22 protein-coding genes are annotated in these 19,144 nt (G+C 32.7%); 9 read left to right on the top strand and 13 right to left on the bottom strand.

Going from position 1 to position 19,144, the window contains the following annotated elements; all coding sequences use genetic code 11:
• Positions 1-2 precede the first annotated feature (2 nt).
• Positions 3-596, bottom strand: coding sequence for an outer membrane protein (locus T1L09_RS09565; protein ID WP_322550736.1), 594 nt, complete (start codon positions 594-596; stop codon positions 3-5).
• Between the two features lie 111 nt (positions 597-707).
• The gene (locus T1L09_RS09570) at positions 708-1,547 is read right to left on the bottom strand and encodes a 1,4-dihydroxy-2-naphthoyl-CoA synthase (RefSeq protein ID WP_322550737.1); all 840 of its coding nucleotides are present in this window, start codon (positions 1,545-1,547) and stop codon (positions 708-710) included.
• A 302-nt stretch (positions 1,548-1,849) separates the two neighbouring features.
• Here T1L09_RS09570 and T1L09_RS09575 point away from each other — a divergent pair, with 302 nt between their 5' ends.
• Positions 1,850-2,284 carry a PH domain-containing protein gene (locus T1L09_RS09575; RefSeq protein ID WP_322550738.1) on the top strand — a complete coding sequence of 145 codons (435 nt, stop codon included), beginning with the start codon at positions 1,850-1,852 and terminating at the stop codon, positions 2,282-2,284.
• Between the two features lie 7 nt (positions 2,285-2,291).
• Positions 2,292-3,473, top strand: coding sequence for a serine hydrolase domain-containing protein (locus T1L09_RS09580; RefSeq protein ID WP_322550739.1), 1,182 nt, complete (start codon positions 2,292-2,294; stop codon positions 3,471-3,473).
• A gap of 9 nt (positions 3,474-3,482) precedes the next feature.
• On the opposite strand, the gene T1L09_RS09585 is transcribed toward T1L09_RS09580, so the two are convergent.
• From T1L09_RS09585 to T1L09_RS09610, 6 genes are all read right to left on the bottom strand, one after another.
• Positions 3,483-3,767, bottom strand: a complete 285-nt coding sequence (locus tag T1L09_RS09585) for a hypothetical protein (RefSeq protein ID WP_322550740.1) — start codon at positions 3,765-3,767, stop codon at positions 3,483-3,485.
• Positions 3,768-3,895: 128 nt separating this feature from the next.
• The gene (locus T1L09_RS09590) at positions 3,896-4,732 is read right to left on the bottom strand and encodes a CvfB family protein (RefSeq protein ID WP_322550741.1); all 837 of its coding nucleotides are present in this window, start codon (positions 4,730-4,732) and stop codon (positions 3,896-3,898) included.
• Positions 4,733-4,991: 259 nt separating this feature from the next.
• On the bottom strand, positions 4,992-6,296 hold the full coding sequence (locus T1L09_RS09595; protein WP_322550742.1) for a DUF819 family protein: 1,305 nt from the start codon (positions 6,294-6,296) through the stop codon (positions 4,992-4,994).
• A 254-nt stretch (positions 6,297-6,550) separates the two neighbouring features.
• Positions 6,551-7,357 (bottom strand): tetratricopeptide repeat protein, encoded by an 807-nt coding sequence (locus T1L09_RS09600; RefSeq protein WP_322550743.1) that lies wholly within the window; start codon positions 7,355-7,357, stop codon positions 6,551-6,553.
• Complete coding sequence (locus tag T1L09_RS09605) at positions 7,350-8,669, bottom strand: amidohydrolase family protein (RefSeq protein ID WP_322550744.1); 1,320 nt, start codon at positions 8,667-8,669, stop codon at positions 7,350-7,352. Before T1L09_RS09605 ends, T1L09_RS09600 begins: the two co-directional genes overlap by 8 nt.
• Before the next feature lie 122 nt (positions 8,670-8,791).
• Complete coding sequence (locus T1L09_RS09610) at positions 8,792-10,009, bottom strand: porin (protein WP_322550745.1); 1,218 nt, start codon at positions 10,007-10,009, stop codon at positions 8,792-8,794.
• Positions 10,010-10,100: 91 nt separating this feature from the next.
• On the opposite strand from T1L09_RS09610, the gene prmA reads away from it, so the two are divergent.
• Positions 10,101-10,934, top strand: a complete 834-nt coding sequence (gene prmA / locus T1L09_RS09615) for a 50S ribosomal protein L11 methyltransferase (RefSeq protein WP_322550746.1) — start codon at positions 10,101-10,103, stop codon at positions 10,932-10,934.
• Between the two features lie 59 nt (positions 10,935-10,993).
• A complete protein-coding gene (locus T1L09_RS09620; protein WP_322550747.1) occupies positions 10,994-11,269 on the top strand; it encodes an ATP-dependent Clp protease adaptor ClpS in 276 nt (91 codons plus the stop codon).
• Between the two features lie 35 nt (positions 11,270-11,304).
• On the opposite strand, the gene T1L09_RS09625 is transcribed toward T1L09_RS09620, so the two are convergent.
• The 3 genes from T1L09_RS09625 to T1L09_RS09635 all read right to left on the bottom strand — a co-directional run bounded on the left by T1L09_RS09625 (position 11,305) and on the right by T1L09_RS09635 (position 12,633).
• Entirely contained in the window at positions 11,305-11,571 is a 267-nt protein-coding gene (locus T1L09_RS09625; protein ID WP_322550748.1) for a heavy-metal-associated domain-containing protein, read from the bottom strand.
• A 78-nt stretch (positions 11,572-11,649) separates the two neighbouring features.
• Positions 11,650-12,063: a DUF6691 family protein gene (locus T1L09_RS09630; protein ID WP_322550749.1), complete on the bottom strand. Its 414-nt coding sequence runs from the start codon at positions 12,061-12,063 to the stop codon at positions 11,650-11,652.
• 9 nt (positions 12,064-12,072) lie between these two features.
• Positions 12,073-12,633, bottom strand: coding sequence for a YeeE/YedE family protein (locus T1L09_RS09635; RefSeq protein ID WP_322550750.1), 561 nt, complete (start codon positions 12,631-12,633; stop codon positions 12,073-12,075).
• Between the two features lie 100 nt (positions 12,634-12,733).
• Between T1L09_RS09635 and T1L09_RS09640 the strand changes: the two genes are divergently transcribed.
• From T1L09_RS09640 to T1L09_RS09655, 4 genes are all read left to right on the top strand, one after another.
• Positions 12,734-13,237, top strand: coding sequence for a DUF4199 domain-containing protein (locus T1L09_RS09640; RefSeq protein WP_322550751.1), 504 nt, complete (start codon positions 12,734-12,736; stop codon positions 13,235-13,237).
• Between the two features lies 1 nt (position 13,238).
• Positions 13,239-13,697, top strand: a complete 459-nt coding sequence (locus T1L09_RS09645) for a 2-dehydro-3-deoxyphosphooctonate aldolase (protein ID WP_322550752.1) — start codon at positions 13,239-13,241, stop codon at positions 13,695-13,697.
• Between the two features lie 96 nt (positions 13,698-13,793).
• A complete protein-coding gene (gene kdsA, locus T1L09_RS09650) occupies positions 13,794-14,612 on the top strand; it encodes a 3-deoxy-8-phosphooctulonate synthase (RefSeq protein WP_322550753.1) in 819 nt (272 codons plus the stop codon).
• 16 nt (positions 14,613-14,628) lie between these two features.
• The gene (locus T1L09_RS09655) at positions 14,629-15,474 is read left to right on the top strand and encodes a hypothetical protein (RefSeq protein WP_322550754.1); all 846 of its coding nucleotides are present in this window, start codon (positions 14,629-14,631) and stop codon (positions 15,472-15,474) included.
• Between the two features lie 54 nt (positions 15,475-15,528).
• Here T1L09_RS09655 and T1L09_RS09660 read toward each other — a convergent pair whose 3' ends face one another.
• On the bottom strand, positions 15,529-16,986 hold the full coding sequence (locus T1L09_RS09660) for a magnesium chelatase (RefSeq protein WP_322550755.1): 1,458 nt from the start codon (positions 16,984-16,986) through the stop codon (positions 15,529-15,531).
• A gap of 120 nt (positions 16,987-17,106) precedes the next feature.
• Positions 17,107-18,225 carry a vWA domain-containing protein gene (locus tag T1L09_RS09665; RefSeq protein WP_322550756.1) on the bottom strand — a complete coding sequence of 373 codons (1,119 nt, stop codon included), beginning with the start codon at positions 18,223-18,225 and terminating at the stop codon, positions 17,107-17,109.
• A 294-nt stretch (positions 18,226-18,519) separates the two neighbouring features.
• On the opposite strand from T1L09_RS09665, the gene T1L09_RS09670 reads away from it, so the two are divergent.
• Positions 18,520-19,143, top strand: a complete 624-nt coding sequence (locus T1L09_RS09670) for a hypothetical protein (RefSeq protein ID WP_322550757.1) — start codon at positions 18,520-18,522, stop codon at positions 19,141-19,143.
• Position 19,144 lies beyond the last annotated feature (1 nt).

Raw genomic sequence — 19,144 nt, forward strand, 5'->3', positions numbered from 1 at the left:
AATTAAAATTTAAAACCTATGCCTAAATTGATTAAATGCACATTTGCTGTTCCATCCATATCACTAGAATTTACTGGGTAATATTTATAACTTCCTTCTAAAAACAATAATTCTGATAAATGATATTTTACTCCTGGATTTATTGTAATTCCATTAAAGTTCAATTTTTTTTCTCTTGCCATTAACGCAGGATCAAAAGGATCTAACACACCCGACACATATTGAAATTTATTAGAGAAAAATGCATAACCTATTCCGAAAAAAGGAGTTAATTTTCCATTAAAAAGATTTGCTTCGACACTAATATTTGGATTCCAAATTAATATATCGTTTTGAAGAAAAACATCTCTTGTTTGCAAATAATCCAATGTTAAACCTGCTGAAAAAGCTAAATTATCATTTTGATAAAAAGCATAATTACCAGAAATTCCAACAACTCCATTAAATCCGTCACTAATGATGTTGTTATTTCTTAAATTGCCTAAATAATGTACACCAACTTGAAATTTAGTGTTATTATTAGTTTCAGTCGGCAAATCCTGAGCAAATAAAAAACTTGCACTTATAAATAATAATGATAATAATTTATACCTCATATTTCTGATATTTAATTTAGGAGAAAATTGCAATTTCAAACTAAAAATTCATTCTCAAAATTGCACTTCTTGAATTCTAAATTCCGAATTCTAACTTCTAAATTCTAAACTTTATGGTAAATATTTCTTTTCGAAATTAGGCTTACGTTTTTCTAAGAACGCGTCTCTTCCTTCTTTTGCTTCATCTGTCATATAAGCTAAACGCGTGGCTTCACCTGCAAAAACTTGTTGACCAACCATTCCGTCATCTGTTAAATTCATTGCGAATTTTAGCATTTTTATAGACGTTGGCGATTTTTCTAATATTTCTTGAGCCCATTCAAAAGCAGTATCTTCTAACTCAGCGTGAGGAATTACGGCATTTACCATTCCCATTTCAAACGCGTCCTGTGCGGAGTAATTTCTTCCTAAAAAGAAGATTTCACGTGCTCTTTTTTGTCCGACCATTTTTGCCAAATAAGCTGAACCATAACCGCCATCAAAACTAGTAACATCAGCATCAGTTTGTTTAAAAATTGCGTGTTCTTTACTCGCTAAAGTCAAATCACAAACCACGTGAAGCGAATGACCGCCACCAACAGCCCAACCTGGAACTACACAAATAACTGCTTTTGGCATAAAGCGAATCATTCGTTGTACTTCTAAAATGTTTAATCGGTGATACCCATCGGCACCCACATAACCTTGACTACCTCTTGCTTTTTGATCGCCACCACTACAAAAACTCCAAATACCGTCTTTAGAACTTGGTCCTTCTGCCGAAAGCAACACTACACCAATAGAAGTGTCTTCTTGTGCATCGTAAAATGCTTCAATCAATTCTTTAGTTGTATGCGGTCGAAAAGCATTACGCACATCTGGACGGTTGAAGGCAATACGTGCTACGCCATCGCATTTTTTATAGGTGATATCTTCAAATTCTTTTACGGTTTTCCAGTTAATTTTACTCATTTTCAGTATGTTTAAATAGCACTTATATTAAAAAATATTAAATGTAAATTTAAGTAAAAATATATGAAGTTTTGCAATATATTACTTTAGTAATTTAATCGTGCTCGCCAAGAAATATCTGAAATGACTAAGGATATTAAAGTGGCTATTTGCGTCTCTTCAAAACTATGAATTTCAATATGTTATTGCTTTGGGTAATGATTTTTTTACAATCGAATAGTAACAAAAACTTGTTAAAATAGAAATATTGCTTTGTTTTCAGAATCAAAAATCATTAATTTGATAAAAAATCACGAACGTGAATGCTCTATAAATCCGAACAATCAATATTTAGTTATTTCATCTTTGTTTTTCTACTAAGCATTTTTAGTTTTATTGCTATTTGTGCTCCAAGTGACGAAAATAAAGGCGAAGGAATATGGATTCCATTAACTATAATTGGATTGCTCTTTGTCTTTTTATTCTATTCATTTTTCACAACTTATTATAGCATTTTAAATGCAGTACTAAAATACAAATGTGGCTTTTTTAAAGGAAAAATTGATATTCAAAAAATAAGAAAAATTGAGTACAATAATTCTATATTTGTACCTGTCACATTAAAATTAGGCTGGAGCCACAAAGGCTTAATTATCAATTACAATCAATACGATGATGTTTATATTTCACCAAAAAACAGAGATCAGTTTGTAGCTGAACTCTTGAAAAGCAACCCAAACATCATAATAAAAGAATAAAATTACAATGTTAAAAAACACACCTATCCTTTTTTTGTTTCTATTTATTCTCGGATGCCAAAAAAAGCCCGATATAAAAAAAGAATCTACTGTAAAAGACATCAAAGGAAATGTTTCTGAATATGCGGTTGATTTTGCACCATTAACTACAGTTTACAGAAAGAAAAAAAGAGATGAAATAGAAGCTTTTTATGCCGATAAAATCAACCCCAAAGATTTTAGCGGATCGTTTTTAGTAGCCAAAAACGGGGAAATTTTATTTGAAAATTACTCTGGATTTGCCTACAAAGAAAAAAACGATTCGATCACTCAGAACACGCCTTTGCACGTAGCATCTGTGAGTAAAGTAATTACGGCAGTTACAATTTTAAAATTAGTAGAGCAAAATAAATTACAGTTAGACGATTTAGTCAGCACAATTTTACCTGAATTTCCATACGAAGAAACTACCGTTCGAATGTTGTTAAATCACAGAAGTGGTTTGCGAAATTATGCCTATTTCACAAATGACAAAGGCGTTTGGAATAAAAAAGACGTCTTAACAAATCAAGATGTTTTAACTTTGTTAGCTACGAAGAAAATTGGCTTAGAAACTAAACCAGGAAAACGCTTTAGCTATTGCAATACCAATTATGCGTTATTGGCATTAATCGTTGAAAAACTTACGGAAAAAACCTTTCCTGAGGCGTTGCAACAAATGATTTTCGATCCACTTGGTATGAAAAATACCTTTATTTTTAGCGATATGGCAACAAAAGAAGAAGTAAGTCAATCGTATAAGGGAAATTACAAACGTTTAGCTTTTGAATATTTAGACGCCGTTTATGGTGATAAAAATTTATATACAACGCCACGCGATTTATTACAATTTGATTTAGCTCTTTATTCTGAAAAATTCTTGAGCACAAAAATGAAAGACGAAATGTTTCAAGGCTATAGTTATGAAAGAAAAGGAACAAGAAATTACGGTTTAGGAATCCGAATGCTAGAATTTGAAACAGGACAAAAATATTTCTTCCACAACGGTTGGTGGCACGGAAATACGGCTTCGTACGTAACTTTGCGAAAAGATTCTGTCACAATTATTGCGATATCAAATAAATTCACCCGCAAACCTTACCAAACAAAAAGATTAGCTCCTAAATTTGGCGATTATCCGTTCAAATTTAATGATGAAGAAGGAGAATAAATGTTGAAACTAAGGTAGAAGTTCCATTTTAAATTCACGAAGTATAAAAAACATAGTAATTACGTTTAGCAGTAAACCTAACCAATAATATTTACTAAAACCGTCAATTGTTACCGCGATTTCATAAATATTTAAAAGTGGTAAAATCACAACTGCGATCCAAATTGGAATCCAAATCACTTCCGTTTGCATTCCTAAAAATTCAATTGTTTCGAAATTTTGAAAAATAGCAACAAAAGTCAGTAGTAAAACTATGACACTTAAAACTAGATATATTTTATTTTTATTAGTCATTTAGAAGTGTTTTATTTCTTAAATGTAATCTATCAACTTCTCAAACGAGAATATCTTTAAGTTCAAAAATAGCAGTAATAAAGAGCATTACATCAAAAAACTTATATGACTTATATGTTTTAAAAACCTTACACCAAATAAATTCCGTCTTCTCTAATTTCGATTAATTTCTGTTTGTATAAATTTCCAACGGCTTTTTTGAAGTTCTTTTTACTCATTTTCAAAACCGTTTTGATGTCTTCCGGATTGGAGTTGTCCGTCAAACGCAAAAATCCTCTATTGGCTTTTAACTCATCTAAAATGTGTTGCGATGAAGGTTCAATAGCGTCCACTCCTACTTTGCGAAGCATCACATCAATCTTTCCATCCGGACGAATATTTTTGATATATCCCACCGTTTTCATACCCGGTTTTACATCCGCATAGACTTCATTTTTATAAGCTAAACCTTTGTGTTTTTGATTGATAATTACGTTAATTCCACCATCAGTAATGTGCGAAATTAAAATATCAACCTCTTCATTTGGTTCCAAATCCATATTTTCATTACTCAAATACTTGTTGGTACGGCTCGATGCTACTAAACGCTTCGTTTTTTCGTCCATATACAAATACACCAAATATCGCTTTCCTTCTTCCATCGGACGTGCTTGCTCTTTGAACGGAACAAACAAATCTTTCTCCAAACCCCAATCTAAAAACGCTCCAAATTCATTCATATAATTCACCTTCAAATGGGCAAATTCATTCAATTGAATATACGGTTTTATTGTCGTTGCAACAGGGCGATGTTCGTGATCCAAATACACAAAAACCGTCATTGAATCACCAATTTCGAAGTTATTCGGCACATATTTATTCGGCAACAAAACATCATCATCCTGTGTTTCTTCGCTTCCTAAAAACAAGCCAACATTTGTATCTCTAAGTATTTTTAACGTATTGAACTCTCCTATATGTAACATAATAAAATAATAATTGATGCAAAGGTAATGAATTTTGATGGTTTGTAGGAAATTCAATTTTGCAGATTTTAAATACTATTTTGGGCGTGCCCTTTCAGGTCGTGCTCTTCGTTTTAATCTTTTATTCCGTAAAAAACTCCATAAAAGGATTTTCTCTACGATCACTCACGCAACCTTGTGCTAGGAACATAAATTATTTTATAAATTTATAATTCTATAGTTAGTACAACTTCAAACTTTTCCAACTTAAAAAAATTGCCTACTTCGGAGCCGCAACTTCCATCAAAAACGCCGCTAACAAAGCTCCATAAGTTCCCGCAACATATCCAAAAACGGCTAAAAGAACGCCAACACTCGCTAAAGAAGGATGAAAAGCCGAAGCGATAATTGGTGCCGACGCCGCTCCACCAATATTGGCTTTGCTTCCCACTGCAAGAAAGAAAAACGGAGCTTTAATCAGTTTTGCCACTATAATCAACAGCAAAACGTGTAATGCCATCCAAATTAGCCCTACAATCAGCAGACCAGGATTACTAGCCACTGAACCCAAATCCATTTTCATTCCGATAGAAGCGACCAAAATATAGATAAAAACACTCCCTATTTTACTCGCACCCGCACCTTCATATTGCTTTAGTTTTGTGAATGAAAATATAATTCCTAAAGCGGTGGCAATAGTAACCATCCAGAAAAAGCGGTCGCCAAAAGTGGAGGCAAAACTCGTTGGGTCATTTACGATTTCGAAGTTTGCTTTCAATACATCACAAATCGTGTTGCTTCCCCAATGTGAAAGTCCCACTGCTGCAAAAGCAATTCCTAGAATAACCATTAAATCGGTTAACGTTGGATTTCTGGTAACATTATCAGCATAAGCTGTCATTTTATCTTTCAATTCATCAATAGAACTGTTATCAGCTTTTAGCCATTTGTCGATTTTCTCTTTTCTGCCGATACCAAATAGTAAAACGGCCATCCAAATATTAGCCACCACAATATCTACTAAAACCATTGCACCATATTTTTCTTGGTTGTATTTGAATACTTCAAGCATCGCCGCTTGATTTGCTCCTCCTCCAATCCAACTGCCAGCAATGGTGGAAAGTCCACGCCAAACGGCATCAAAACCAGCACCGCCAACTGTTTCTGGCGAAAAAATGGATACAATTAAAATGGCAATTGGCCCGCCGATAATAACTCCGATAGTTCCTGTGAAAAACATAATCAAAGCTTTTGGCCCCAATTTGAACATCGCTTTTAAGTCAATACTCAAGGTGAGTAAAACCAAGGACGCGGGAAGTAAGTAACGACTCGCAATGAAATAAATAGATGATTTTTTAGTAATTATTTCACCATTTTCACCGATTTCAGTCCACTCTGGCGAAATGATATTTAAGGAACTAAATATCGAAGGAAGCAAATAACACATCAACAATGACGGAAAGATAACATAGAATTTTTTCCAAATACCTTCTTTTTGAGAAGAAGTATAAAATACCAATGCCAATAATAACATTAAAAATCCAAAAACAATGGTGTCGTCTGTAATAAATGGGGCGTTTTTCATTTTTTATAATTTGTGTGCAAAATAGAAAATTATTAATGAAAAATGAAAAGATTTATGGGTGGAATTCTGAAGAGTTGAACGGATTGATTTAGGAACAGTACTTTACAAACTTTTAATTACAATTATAACAATCAAAAGTCTTAATAAAAAAGTATGTTTTCTAATAACCAAAAATTACAATTGCTGACAATTAAGTTTGTTTGCGGAAACATAGTTGCTAATTACGAAAAGTTTTTCAACACAATTGACATTCACTAAAACCTAACTTTATAAGGATAAATTTCATAAATAGCATTGTCTTCATTAATCGTAAATCCTTTTTTAGAATCGGCCTCGGCTTTTGCAAACAATTGCTTGGCTTCTTCTATTTTATTCAAACGCAACAAACAAATTGCTTTATAAAATTCAACATCAGAAAATTCGGGATATTGCTTCAATGATCGATCAAATTCCACGATAGCTTCTTCCCATTTCCCTAGTTCAAATTTACTAATTCCGTAATAAAACAAATCTAAAAAGTGGGCTTCTTTAAATTGAATCACTTGGGCTTCGATATCTTTTTTAAAAATTGCTTCGGCTTTTTCAAATTCATTCAATTGCAAATTCGAAATCCCAATATAAAATGCATACGTATGATCTTGCACATATTGATTCCCAAATTTCACGATACAATTTTCAAAATCTACAATCGCTTCTTTATAATTTTTCGCAAAAATACATTTAATAAAAGCTCTGTAATCTAACCATCTTTTTTCATCATACTGCACCGCTTTGTCAACTAACGGCATTCCTATTTCATACTTTCTAGCCTTAAAATAGGGCATCGCTTTTTGTTGCCACAAATAGGCAATTGTGCTGTCTTTTTTCAAACCAGCATCCAAACACGCTTGATATTCTTGCATTCTGGAGGTATAGTTAATTTTATCGGCACAATCATAAACGTGTTCTTGAATGATTGCTTCTTGTCTGATTTTCTTTGCTTCGGGAGTTTCGTTTTTAACTTGTTGTCCGTTGCATTGAATAAACAAAATCAAAAATAATATAAAATATAATCTATTCATTTTTAGCACTTTGATTATTCGTGGTTTGCAACAAATTCTGTTTCATAGTTTCTAATTGACTTTTATTTAAAAACTGTTCGTTGAAATAAACACCATTTACTTTCGTCAAGGCTTTTAAATCTTTCAAAGGATTAGTTTCTAAAACAATAAAATCAGCATCTTTTCCTACTTCTAAAACTCCATAATTACCTTTGAAAAAATCTGAAAAATTACGGGTTGCCATTTGTAAAATTTCAGCATTTGATAACTTAGCGTTTTTCAATAATTCCATTTCTGTTATCATATTTACACCCGTCAACATATATTTTGAAGATGCATCCGGACTCAATAACATCTTGATGCCTTCCTTTTGTAATCTTTCAATGATAACATATTTTTGATCCAAATCTTTCATTTCACTTACCACCTCATCTTTATAAGCTTGTTCTCCAATTTTTTCTCTATATTTTTTAGTACTTTCAAGCCATTCTTGCATCATTGCGTCAGAAATAAATTCCATTCCTGTCAACTTTGGCAATTCTTCAAAAGTATTTTGTCCCGAACCAATGCTGTACCAACTTAATGTCGGACATACGTAAATATTATTTTCTTTAATGGCCTTAATTCTAGAGCTCAAAAGAGTTGTTTCGCCAGCCAAACCACCTAAATGCTCAATTGATTTATAATTCGAATTAAAAAAAACTTCCTCATTCAAACTAATTCCAGAAGCTAATCTAGGAAAATGGCCTCCCAACGGCATTTCATATTTTTTACAAACACTGTCTAATTCCTTAAAAATATCTTGATTTTTAATACTTAATATTTTTATAAATTCCATTTTATTGGTTTTAGCTCCTTTTACAAAAGCTTCAATTTGTTCTGTCGTTAAATCGTAGTTTCTACTAATGGGAGGAGCAGAAAGATAGAGCTTCGGATAAAAACTATTTTCATTGTTGTATTTATTTCTCCATTCTATATGTTTCCAATCGCCACGCATCGAACGCAATTTAGTAACACCATTTATCAAATTTAATTCAAAAAATCGTTTTAAATCAGTTTCTTCTTCTGGCAAATGAACGTGAGCATCCGCAAGCGAAGGCATAATATAGTGTCCTTTTAAATCGAATTCCTTAACGCCTTTTAACTTTGATTTTTTAGTGTTTTCAATAACTAAAATCTTACCTCTTGTTACGGCTACCGATTGAAGTTCGGTAATTGTATTCTTATCTAACGAAACAAGTTTTACATTTTTAAATACAACATCGTACTTCTCTTGTTGTGCGTAAATTAATTGCACAAGAAGAAGTGCAACAAATAGAATAGTTTTTTGCATATTTTTTGGTTTATAAGGTAATAGAAAAACCAAATCTAAATAAATAACTAGAATTAAATCATAAAAAAATCACAAATCATAAAAACTGACTTGTGATTTTTTTCTTACTTTTATGTAGCATTTTAAATTCCTATTTCAACTTGAAAACGAACATACCAATTTTGTTTATTGCTTCCGTCGAAATAACTTAAATCAGACAAAGTTACTTCTCCTTGCAATTTAAAAGCGTGTTCCCATAAATATTTGGTTACACCTAAAGAATATTGTTTTGAATCGGGTGTAAATGCTTTGATATCATCGTGCATGTTTTGGGTTGAAAAACGACCAATTACCTCATAATTCGTTGGGAAAACGTAACTCACTTGATAATCCATTCCACTTCCAACCGGCACATAATTAAACTCTGTAATATCATCCGGATTAAAAGCTATTGGATCTTTTGTCGCTCTAGACATATAAGCCGACATCAAACTCCAACCGTTATATTTCAACATCGCATCAAAAAATACAGCTTTGGTAGTTTTCGGTGCGAATAAATCTTCTCCCAATTGACCTTGCGTTCTTTTTGATAAATTATTCTGACTAAAAGCTCCCGAAACTAGTACTTTAGGTGTTTCCTCTCTTGCGATATCACCTTCAAAATGCGTTCCATCTTTTTTGAAAGAACCAAAAGGCATTAATTCTAATTTTCCCGTTAAGGCAACGCCATCATCTGCTGATTTGGTCCAATTTCGGCCTTCTCCAGTTGAAACAGCTGTTTTTAAATTATAAGAGAATTTATCTTTATTCTCATTTAAGTAATAGGCTTGAAATCCGAAATCTCTATCGATAGTAAAACGAGCATTATTAATACTTCTATCGGTTAATTGTAACGCTCCAGAAGAATTTACACGTTGGCGATTTCCTGGTAATTTGGTTTGTCCAAAAACAAAGTTCCAATGTTTATTAGGCCTGTAAAAAATCGCTGCATCACGAATAATATTAATATTTTCTCCTTCTTTCACTTCGCCTACATCACCAGGTGCAAAAGATAATTGAATAGCGTATGAAAAATGTGGATTTCCAACATAACCGTCGAAACGCAAACGCAAACGTCTAATTTCTCCAGAATAAGCAGCATCTTCTCCTTCATTTTGAATAAAAGTGACACGATTTTGCATTCTAAAACGGATATTTAATTGAAATAAACTGTCTGGCGAAGTTATTCCTAAACCTTTTCCATAACTGTAATAAGGAAGTGCCGCCAACTTTAAATCGTTGTCTTTTGTGGTTACTTTTATGTCTTGAGCAACAGCAATTGTGCTGATTACAAGTAATAAATAAGTTAGTAAATTTTTCATTTGTTATGTTGTTGTTTATCGAATGCAAACTTAACATCAAATCAATGTTATGTGTGTTAAGTAAATATTACCTTTGCAAAAAATTATTGTTATGGCAAATATATACATTGGATATCATTTTACAATTGAACCAATTGAATTAGGAAGTGAAATATTAATTGCCGAATTAGGCGAAAAAGCTTTTGAAAGTTTTATTGAAACTGAAACCGGAATTTCTGCTTTTGTTCAAAAAGATTTGTGGACGGCTGACATTTTAGAGGATATTCAAATTTTAACCAATCCGGAATTTAAAATTGAGCATACGTTTGCCGAAATCGAGCCGGTGAATTGGAATGAAGAATGGGAAAAAAACTTCGAACCAATTGATGTGGATGGAAAATGTCACGTGAGAGCACCATTTCACGAAAAAACCAATGCGGAATATGATATCGTAATCGAGCCGAAAATGAGTTTTGGAACGGGTCATCACGAAACGACTCATATGATGATTCAGCATATTTTAGAAACTGATTTCAACGGAAAGAAAACCTTAGATATGGGTTGTGGAACTGCAATTTTGGCAATTTTAGCTGAAATGAAAGGTGCTGAACCTATCGATGCCATTGATATTGACAACTGGTGTTATTTAAATTCCATCGAAAATGCTGAACGAAATAATTGCAAACATATTTCAGTTTATGAAGGAGATGCTTCTTTATTAGCGGGGAAAAATTATGATGTTATTATTGCAAACATCAACCGTAATATTCTCTTAAATGATATGGAACATTATGTAAATTGTTTGAATGCAAACGGAACTTTGTTTTTAAGCGGTTTTTATACCGAAGATATTCCGGTTATTACAGAAAGTTGCACAAAAAACGGTTTATCGTATGTAAAACAATTTGAAAGAAACAATTGGGTTGCTTTAAAATTTGTAAAATAGTATTTTGCGATTAGTAATTTAAATTTTAGATTTGTGAAACTACTTTTAAGGGAGAGAAAATGAGCACGATAGAAAAAATACAAGAAGAAGTTTTAGTGGAAGAAGCAGTAGGTGCTAACCACGAAATCGTTTTACACAATGATGATGTAAATACTTTTGATCACGTAATTGAAACACTTGTGAGAGTTTGTAAGCACGATGATTTACAAGCTGAGCAATGTGCATTATTAGTGCATTATAAAGGTAAATGCACGGTTAAAACGGGTTCCATCGAAGAACTAACACCGCAATGTTCTGCATTATTAGATGCTGGACTAAGTGCCGAATTAATATAAATAAAAAAGTCCCGATATTCATCGGGACTTTTTTATTAACTCATTTTTCCAATCGCACAACTTACATAAGATTTTGCTTTGGATCCTAAAGAATTGGTTGCTCCATCTTCTGGATAACCTAATGTTTTTAATTTCTCTTTTACTTCAACTAATTGGGCTTCTGTTTCATAGTTGAAATTAACTGTACTTTCCTCTACATTTACTGATACGTTTGTTATTCCTTCTATAACAACAATATTTTTTGTAATTGTATTAGCACAACCGCCACATTTTAAATTTTGTATTTGTATCGTAGTTTCCATTATATATCCATTTTATTTGATACAAATTTACGAAAACCCTTCAAGACGAATTGCCACAAATGTTACTGTAGTATAATTTTAATGAGGTAAATTGTCTTTTAGTAAACCATAAATATAAGTTCCTAACAAAGCTCCAATAAAGACTACTACTACTGCATAAGTCCCAGTTCCTAACAAAATAAATATTGGTCCAGGGCAACTTCCTACTAATGCCCAACCTAATCCAAACAAGGTTCCGCCAATAATATAACGCCAAAAACCTTTTTCCTTGTCTGCAATTTGAATAGGTTTCCCATTAAAGTCTTTTACTTTTTTTCTTTTAATAATTTGTAAACCTACAACTCCAGTAAAGAGTGCAGTTCCAATAATTCCGAACATATGAAACGATTGAAAATGAAACATTTCATAAATACGATACCAAGAAACGGCTTCTGCCTTAGTTAAAACAATTCCGAATATAATTCCTATTATAAAAAATCTAGCTAATTTCATACTTACTTTTTAATTAAAAATGATAGGCAAAAGCAAATGTGCCATTAATAAACCTCCAATAAAAAATCCAATTACTGCAACGAGTGATGGTAATTGCAAATTACTCAATCCAGAAATCGCGTGACCTGAAGTACAACCGCCAGCGTAACGCGTTCCAAAACCAATTAACAATCCTCCAATTAATAGAATAGCAAAACCTTTTGGCGTTTGCATCATTTCTATACTAAAAATAGCATCAGGAAGTAATTTTCCATCTGGTGCATCAATGTGTAATACTTGTAATTGCGTATTTGTTTGTGGGTTTAATTGAACTCCACTACCGTCGGAAAGGAAATTATAGGCTATAAATCCGCCGAGAATAGCACCTAAAACAATCGCTAAACTCCATTTTTGTTCTCTCCAATCAAATTTAAAGAAGTCGCTAAACTTCCCTGCTCCAGCCATTGAACACATAGTTCTTAGGTTTGAAGACATTCCAAAATTCTTTCCAAAGTAAGTCAAAAGAAGCATTATCGAACCAATTAAAAAACCAGATACCGACCAATGCCAAGTTCCATAGATAAATTCCATATTTTTTTCGCAATTTTGTGCAAAAATAGAAATTAAGATCCGCATTTGTAACAATTGTTACAAAATAGCGTAATTTTAACTCTTTAAATATCTTTTATAAATGAAAAAATTCAAAATTGAGTTCAAATGGGCTGTTGTAATAATGATTATATTTTTAGCCTGGATGACTTTAGAGAAACAACTGGGTTTTCACGATGAAAAGTTAAAATGGCAAGTGTTTTTTGGCATGTTAATTATTATACCAAACTTTGTGTTGTACTTTTTGGCGATTCGCGATAAGAAAAAAAACTATTACAATGGTGAAATGACTTGGAAGCAAGGCTTTATATCAGGAATAGTTATTTCATTTATTGTGGTTATTTTTAGTCCGTTTACGCAATTTATCACTTACGAATTCATCGTACCTGATTTTTTCGATAAAATGGTAGCTTTATCAGTAGAGAGCAAAAGACTATCGGAAGAAGAAGCAAAAAGTTATTTCAATTTGTCCGCTTCTACTTGGCAAAGTATCTCTTCTGGATTATCTTATGGCATCGTCCTTGGTGCAATTGTTGCCTATATCTTAAAAACAAAAACTCCATTACTAAACCCTAAAACAAAATAAAATGAAATATCTATTCTCAATGGTTGCCTTGATTACATTAGCCAGTTGCATAAGTACTAAATCGACCTTAAAAAACGTGGATAGCACGGCAAAACGTCCATCTTTTTCAAATAACATGTATTTTATAACAGAATATGCTGCTGATAGTAAATATGGTTTTGATGAAGATTATCCCGTAAATATCGGTCCGCTTAGGGAAAATCAAGAAACTATAAATATTCAATATTATTTCAATGGTTTAGAAGGTCCGAATGGCGAAAAAATCAATTTCCAAAAAATAGATACTTGTTGTCCTTTTCCTTCAAAAAACACGACTATGGGAGCAGGAACAATTGGTATTTATGAAGTGACATTTGAAGGAGATTCAAAAAAACTGATAATGTATTTTAATACGTTCGAAAAAGGTAAAATCGTTTGTCCGAAAGGTTTCAAAATCAAAAACCCTATCAAAAAAGAATAATGAAAAATATTTAAGATTTATGTAACATAAGTAACCTTTTAAACTGCTGTTTAGAAGGTTTTTCTTTTTATCTTTGCAACTTCAAAATCAACACAAATGAATTTAAATAACATTCCACAAATTAAACATACACAGAGCGGTAACTTCTTTCTTTTAGCTGGGCCTTGTGCTATTGAAGGGGAAGAAATGGCAATGCGAATTGCAGAAAAATTAATTTCCGTAACTGACAAATTAGAAATTCCTTTCGTATTTAAAGGCTCTTTCAAAAAAGCCAATCGTTCAAGAATTGATAGTTTTTCTGGAATTGGAGATGAGAAAGCGTTGAAAATTTTAGAAAAAGTATCGAAGGAATTTGGCGTTCCAACCGTAACTGATATTCACACGAATGAAGATGCTGTAATGGCTGCTGCTTATGTAGATATCTTACAAATCCCTGCGTTTTTAGTACGCCAAACTGATTTAGTTGTTGCTGCTGCCAAAACAGGAAAAACAGTAAACTTAAAAAAAGGACAATTTATGAGTCCGGAAAGTATGACACACGCCGTCCAAAAAGTATTGGATTGCCAAAATGAAAACATTATGGTAACGGATAGAGGAACAATGTTTGGCTACCAAGATATGATTGTTGATTTTAGAGGAATTCCTACGATGCAACAATATGCGACTACTGTTTTAGACGTAACACATTCATTACAACAACCAAATCAATCGGCTGGCGTAACTGGTGGTCGTCCAGATATGATTGAAACTATTGCAAAAGCAGGAATCGCTGTTGGTGTAGATGGAATTTTCATCGAAACTCATTTTGATCCAGCTAATGCAAAAAGCGATGGTGCTAATATGTTGCATTTAGACTATTTTGAAGGTTTAATGACCAAATTAGTAGCCATTCGCAAAACAATAAATCAATTTTAATTATTTAATATTTCAAATGAAGCATCCATTTTTAATGGTTGTACTAACTTTTTGTGTTTTTTCACAGTACACCTTTTCGCAAGAAACAGTTGAAAATCCTGAAAAATACACAGCACACAACAAAGGTAAATTTTATGTTTATTGGGGTGGAAATCGTGAAAATTTCTCAAAATCTGACATTCGTTTCAAAGGAACTGATTATGATTTCACACTTTATGATGTGGAAGCACACGACAAGCCAAAAGGATGGCATTTAGATTATATTAATCCGGCTCGTATGACAATTCCGCAAACGAATTTAAGAATTGGTTATTTCATCAACGATCATTATAATATTTCGATTGGTGTGGATCATATGAAATATGTAATGTATAACGATCGAAGAGTTCAATATTCAGGAGCTTATCCAAATGCAGGTTCTTATGGTGAAAATCCTGTCGGAAATGAATTAACCTTAACCGAAGATTTCTTATTATTTGAACATACTGATGGATTGAATTATGTGAACACCGAAATTGCTCGTGTTGATGATATTTCTAGCTTATTTGGATTGCCAAATACGGATATGTTTCAAATAAATACTGTTGGTGGATTAGGCGTTGGATTGTTATATCCAAAAACAAATACCACACTTTTAGGAAAAGACAGACACGATGATTTTCATATTTCAGGTTACGGACTTTCGGCAAAAGCCGGATTAAACTTTACCTTTTTGAAACACTTTTTCATCCAAACGGAATTAAAAGGAGGTTACATCAATATGAATGATATTAAAACTACAAAAAGCAGTGCTGATTCTGCTTCACAAGAATTTTGGTTCTTACAACGCATCATAACTGTTGGTGGAATTTTTAGAATATAATTTTCAAAAATCATAAAAAAAAGTCGCTTTATTCATTTAAAGCGACTTTTTTTATTACAATTTACTGATGAAATTACTGTATAAATCTTTGTATTGGTAGCCTGAATCTAATCGATTTTTGGATAGTTTTTTATATTCTACCAAAGCCCATAAAATGAATTCTTTCATAAAATAAACATCTTCAGCGGGAAGTTCTGGTTGGTACTTTTTAACCAAAATAGCTAAAGGTTTCACTTCATCTAAAATTTGTTGGTATTCAGAATTCGTAGCGTCATCTAATAATTCAAAACCACTTTCGTTAAAAAACCATTCTAGTAAATCAGAATAAGCATTTTTAGCATCTTCTTTTTCTAACTTTTCAATTTTCGGGAAATAACCTGGAAACAACGTACGAATTGCGTCGCCAATTAGATATTGAGCAACAGTTGCCGCTCCTTCTTGTTCGCCTTCATAAACCAATTCTACTTTACCCGTTATCGCGGGAATAATTCCAATAAAATCAGACAACCGAACGGACGTTGTGTCTTCATTTGCTAACAAAGCTCTTCTTTCTGCGGTTGAAATTAAATTTTCATAAGCCGTAATACTCATTCGGGCAGAAACACCACTTTTTGAATCTACATATTCGCTATCTCTAGCTTCAAATCCAATTTGTTCTAGTAAATCTTTGGCTAAATTGGGCACATAAACCGTTTCCGATTGATTGCTGTCCAATTTCGATTCTTGTTCCGTAATTCTTCTAGCAATTTTGATACTTTCTGGATAATGCGTTAAAATTTGAGATCCAATTCTGTCTTTTAACGGCGTAACAATACTTCCACGATTGGTATAATCTTCTGGATTAGCCGTAAAAATAAACTGTAAGTCTAAAGGCATTCGTAATTTAAAACCTCGGATTTGAATGTCACCTTCTTGCAAAATATTGAATAAAGCCACTTGAATTCGAGCTTGTAAATCGGGCAATTCGTTAATTACGAAAATACAGCGATTGGCTCTTGGAATCATCCCGAAATGAAGCACGCGTTCGTCAGCATAATTCAGTTTTAAATTGGCCGCTTTTATCGGATCAACATCACCAATTAAATCAGCAACCGTAACATCTGGAGTCGCTAATTTTTCAAAGAAACGATCGCTTCTGTGCAACCAAGTAATTGGCGTTTCATCACCCTTTTCGGCAATTAAATCTTTAGCAAATCTTGAAATTGGATTTAATGGATCGTCATTAATTTCCGAACCTTCCACCACCGGAATATATTCGTCTAAAAGTTCAATCATTTTACGAGCCAAACGGGTTTTAGCCTGACCACGAAGTCCTAATAAATTGATATTATGTCGCGATAAAATAGCTCTTTCCAATTCCGGAATTACTGTATTTTCAAAACCGTGAACTCCTTCAAAAGTAGCTTCACCCGCTTTTATTTTGGTTCGTAAATTGCTTCTTAATTCGTCTTTTATATTTTGAGATTGATATCCCGATTTTTTTAATTCGCCTAAAGTCTTTTCTTTCATCATCTTAATTGTGTAAATTGTATTGTTGTATCTTGTAAATTGAATTATCTTATTTTTTTAGAAAACAGATTAAAGAAATTTTTAAAATCTGTTAACTGAACTCTTAAAACTGAACACTGCTTTTTACTTAATTTTCTTCTTTCTATTGGTTTCATAATCCTGAAAAATCATTTCGCCCAAACCTTTCAATCCGGTGTAAAATGCTTTTCCTTGATTGGCTTCTGTAAACTGATCTATAAATTGTTGCAAATACGGATCGCGAGCAATCATAAAAGTGGTAATTGGAATGTGTAATTTTCGGGCTTGAGCCGCTTGACTGTAGCATTTATCCACAATATACTGATCCAAACCATTACTGTTCATATAATATTCACCGTTTTTTTCGCGAACGCAACTCGGTTTTCCATCGGTAATCATAAAAATTTGCTTGTTGGTATTTCGTTTTCTTCTTAAAATATCCATCGCCAATTGCAATCCTGCAACGGTGTTGGTATGATAAGGTCCCACTTGCAAATAAGGTAAATCCTTGATTTTAATAGTCCAGGCGTCGTTTCCAAAAACCAAAATATCTAAGGTGTCTTTTGGATATCGGGTCGTAATTAATTCGGCCAAAGCCATCGCCACTTTTTTCGCTGGAGTGATTCGGTCTTCGCCATACAAAATCATACTATGGGAAATATCGATCATCAAAACCGTACTCATTTGCGATTTATGATGACTTTCTTCCACAACTAAATCGCGTTCTGTGAGCATAAACTCGCCTACTCCATTATTGATTTGGGCATTTTTAAGACTTTCGGTTAACGAAATTTGTTCGACAGAATCACCGAAATTAAATTCCCTAAAATCGCCAGTTTGTTCATCGCCTGTTCCAACTTGTTTCGATTTGTGATTTCCTTGTGAAGTCTTTTTCAGATTTCCGAAAATTTGGTCTAAAGCCGATTGGCGAATTGCTCGTTCGGTTTTTGCAGTAATTGCTGTTCCGCCCGATCCGTCTGGTTTTAACTCGTCTCTGATGTAGCCTTTTTTCTTTAAATCTTCAATGAAATCATCAATTGTATATTCTGGTGTGGTTAGTTTATATTCCACATCCAATTGGCGTAACCAATCAATAGCTTCGTCAAAATCTCCTGAAGTATGTGTGATTAATTCTTTAAAAATCGGAAACAACTTATCAAATGGCGACTGAAAAGGTGCTTCGTAATTTTTAAAATAGAATCCTGATTTATGTATTTTATTCATAATTATAAAATTAGGCATAAATCATTAAACAAAATGCTAACGATTATTAAAGTTTAGTTAAAGATAACTACTTCGATTCGAAAAAGTAATTTAGTACAGTAAAGTCTGTAAATTGATGTATACATTTAGATGCTGAAACGACTTCAGCAAGACAATATCTTAAATTTTAGTATTCATTTATAACATTTAAACACTTGAAAATCAACAATTAAGCATTAAATTAAAAAATAATTGAAATAAATAACTTCAAATTGAAAAACATTTATTTACTTTGCAGTTCAAAGTACTTTAAAAATGGAAAACGAAAAATATCTGAACGACATTACCGAAATCAAAAACTTGATGAACAAATCGGCACGCTTTATTTCATTGAGCGGTTTGTCTGGAATTTTAGCTGGAACTTATGCCTTAATTGGTGCTTGGTTTGCTTACAAGACCATTTATTTTGATAATTCAACACTTGGTACTTACAAAAACTTAGTGATTTCGGAAGAAGCAATTATTAAATTATTAGTCATTGCAGGTTTAGTATTGATTGCTTCAATTGCGACGGGAATAATCTTAAGCATAAAGAAAGCTAAAAAGAGCAACGAGCACATTTGGAACGCGGCTACGAGAAGATTAGCAATCAACTTTATGATTCCATTAGCTACTGGAGGTTTTTTTATATTGTTCTTAATTGAGAAAGAAATGTTAGGCTTAGTGGCACCATTAACACTTGTTTTTTATGGTTTAGCAGTAGTAAATGCAAGCAAATATACGATTGGAGATGTTCGATATCTCGGCCTAACGATGATTGTTTTAGGTTTGTTATCGACTTGGTTTTTAGGTTATGGTTTGTTATTTTGGGCATTAGGTTTTGGTGGATGTCATATTTTATATGGCAGTTTAATGTATTTTAAATACGAAAGAAAGTAAT

Source organism: Flavobacterium psychraquaticum (genome assembly GCF_034497725.1).
Classification (GTDB): Bacteria; Bacteroidota; Bacteroidia; order Flavobacteriales; family Flavobacteriaceae; genus Flavobacterium; species Flavobacterium psychraquaticum.

Coding starts and splice junctions, on each gene's coding strand:
- T1L09_RS09565 (WP_322550736.1), bottom strand. CDS start 596: ATGAGGTATAAATTATTATCATTATTATTTATAAGTGCAAGTTTTTTA.
- T1L09_RS09570 (WP_322550737.1), bottom strand. CDS start 1,547: ATGAGTAAAATTAACTGGAAAACCGTAAAAGAATTTGAAGATATCACC.
- T1L09_RS09575 (WP_322550738.1), top strand. CDS start 1,850: ATGCTCTATAAATCCGAACAATCAATATTTAGTTATTTCATCTTTGTT.
- T1L09_RS09580 (WP_322550739.1), top strand. CDS start 2,292: ATGTTAAAAAACACACCTATCCTTTTTTTGTTTCTATTTATTCTCGGA.
- T1L09_RS09585 (WP_322550740.1), bottom strand. CDS start 3,767: ATGACTAATAAAAATAAAATATATCTAGTTTTAAGTGTCATAGTTTTA.
- T1L09_RS09590 (WP_322550741.1), bottom strand. CDS start 4,732: ATGTTACATATAGGAGAGTTCAATACGTTAAAAATACTTAGAGATACA.
- T1L09_RS09595 (WP_322550742.1), bottom strand. CDS start 6,296: ATGAAAAACGCCCCATTTATTACAGACGACACCATTGTTTTTGGATTT.
- T1L09_RS09600 (WP_322550743.1), bottom strand. CDS start 7,357: ATGAATAGATTATATTTTATATTATTTTTGATTTTGTTTATTCAATGC.
- T1L09_RS09605 (WP_322550744.1), bottom strand. CDS start 8,669: ATGCAAAAAACTATTCTATTTGTTGCACTTCTTCTTGTGCAATTAATT.
- T1L09_RS09610 (WP_322550745.1), bottom strand. CDS start 10,009: ATGAAAAATTTACTAACTTATTTATTACTTGTAATCAGCACAATTGCT.
- prmA (WP_322550746.1), top strand. CDS start 10,101: ATGGCAAATATATACATTGGATATCATTTTACAATTGAACCAATTGAA.
- T1L09_RS09620 (WP_322550747.1), top strand. CDS start 10,994: ATGAGCACGATAGAAAAAATACAAGAAGAAGTTTTAGTGGAAGAAGCA.
- T1L09_RS09625 (WP_322550748.1), bottom strand. CDS start 11,571: ATGGAAACTACGATACAAATACAAAATTTAAAATGTGGCGGTTGTGCT.
- T1L09_RS09630 (WP_322550749.1), bottom strand. CDS start 12,063: ATGAAATTAGCTAGATTTTTTATAATAGGAATTATATTCGGAATTGTT.
- T1L09_RS09635 (WP_322550750.1), bottom strand. CDS start 12,633: ATGGAATTTATCTATGGAACTTGGCATTGGTCGGTATCTGGTTTTTTA.
- T1L09_RS09640 (WP_322550751.1), top strand. CDS start 12,734: ATGAAAAAATTCAAAATTGAGTTCAAATGGGCTGTTGTAATAATGATT.
- T1L09_RS09645 (WP_322550752.1), top strand. CDS start 13,239: ATGAAATATCTATTCTCAATGGTTGCCTTGATTACATTAGCCAGTTGC.
- kdsA (WP_322550753.1), top strand. CDS start 13,794: ATGAATTTAAATAACATTCCACAAATTAAACATACACAGAGCGGTAAC.
- T1L09_RS09655 (WP_322550754.1), top strand. CDS start 14,629: ATGAAGCATCCATTTTTAATGGTTGTACTAACTTTTTGTGTTTTTTCA.
- T1L09_RS09660 (WP_322550755.1), bottom strand. CDS start 16,986: ATGATGAAAGAAAAGACTTTAGGCGAATTAAAAAAATCGGGATATCAA.
- T1L09_RS09665 (WP_322550756.1), bottom strand. CDS start 18,225: ATGAATAAAATACATAAATCAGGATTCTATTTTAAAAATTACGAAGCA.
- T1L09_RS09670 (WP_322550757.1), top strand. CDS start 18,520: ATGGAAAACGAAAAATATCTGAACGACATTACCGAAATCAAAAACTTG.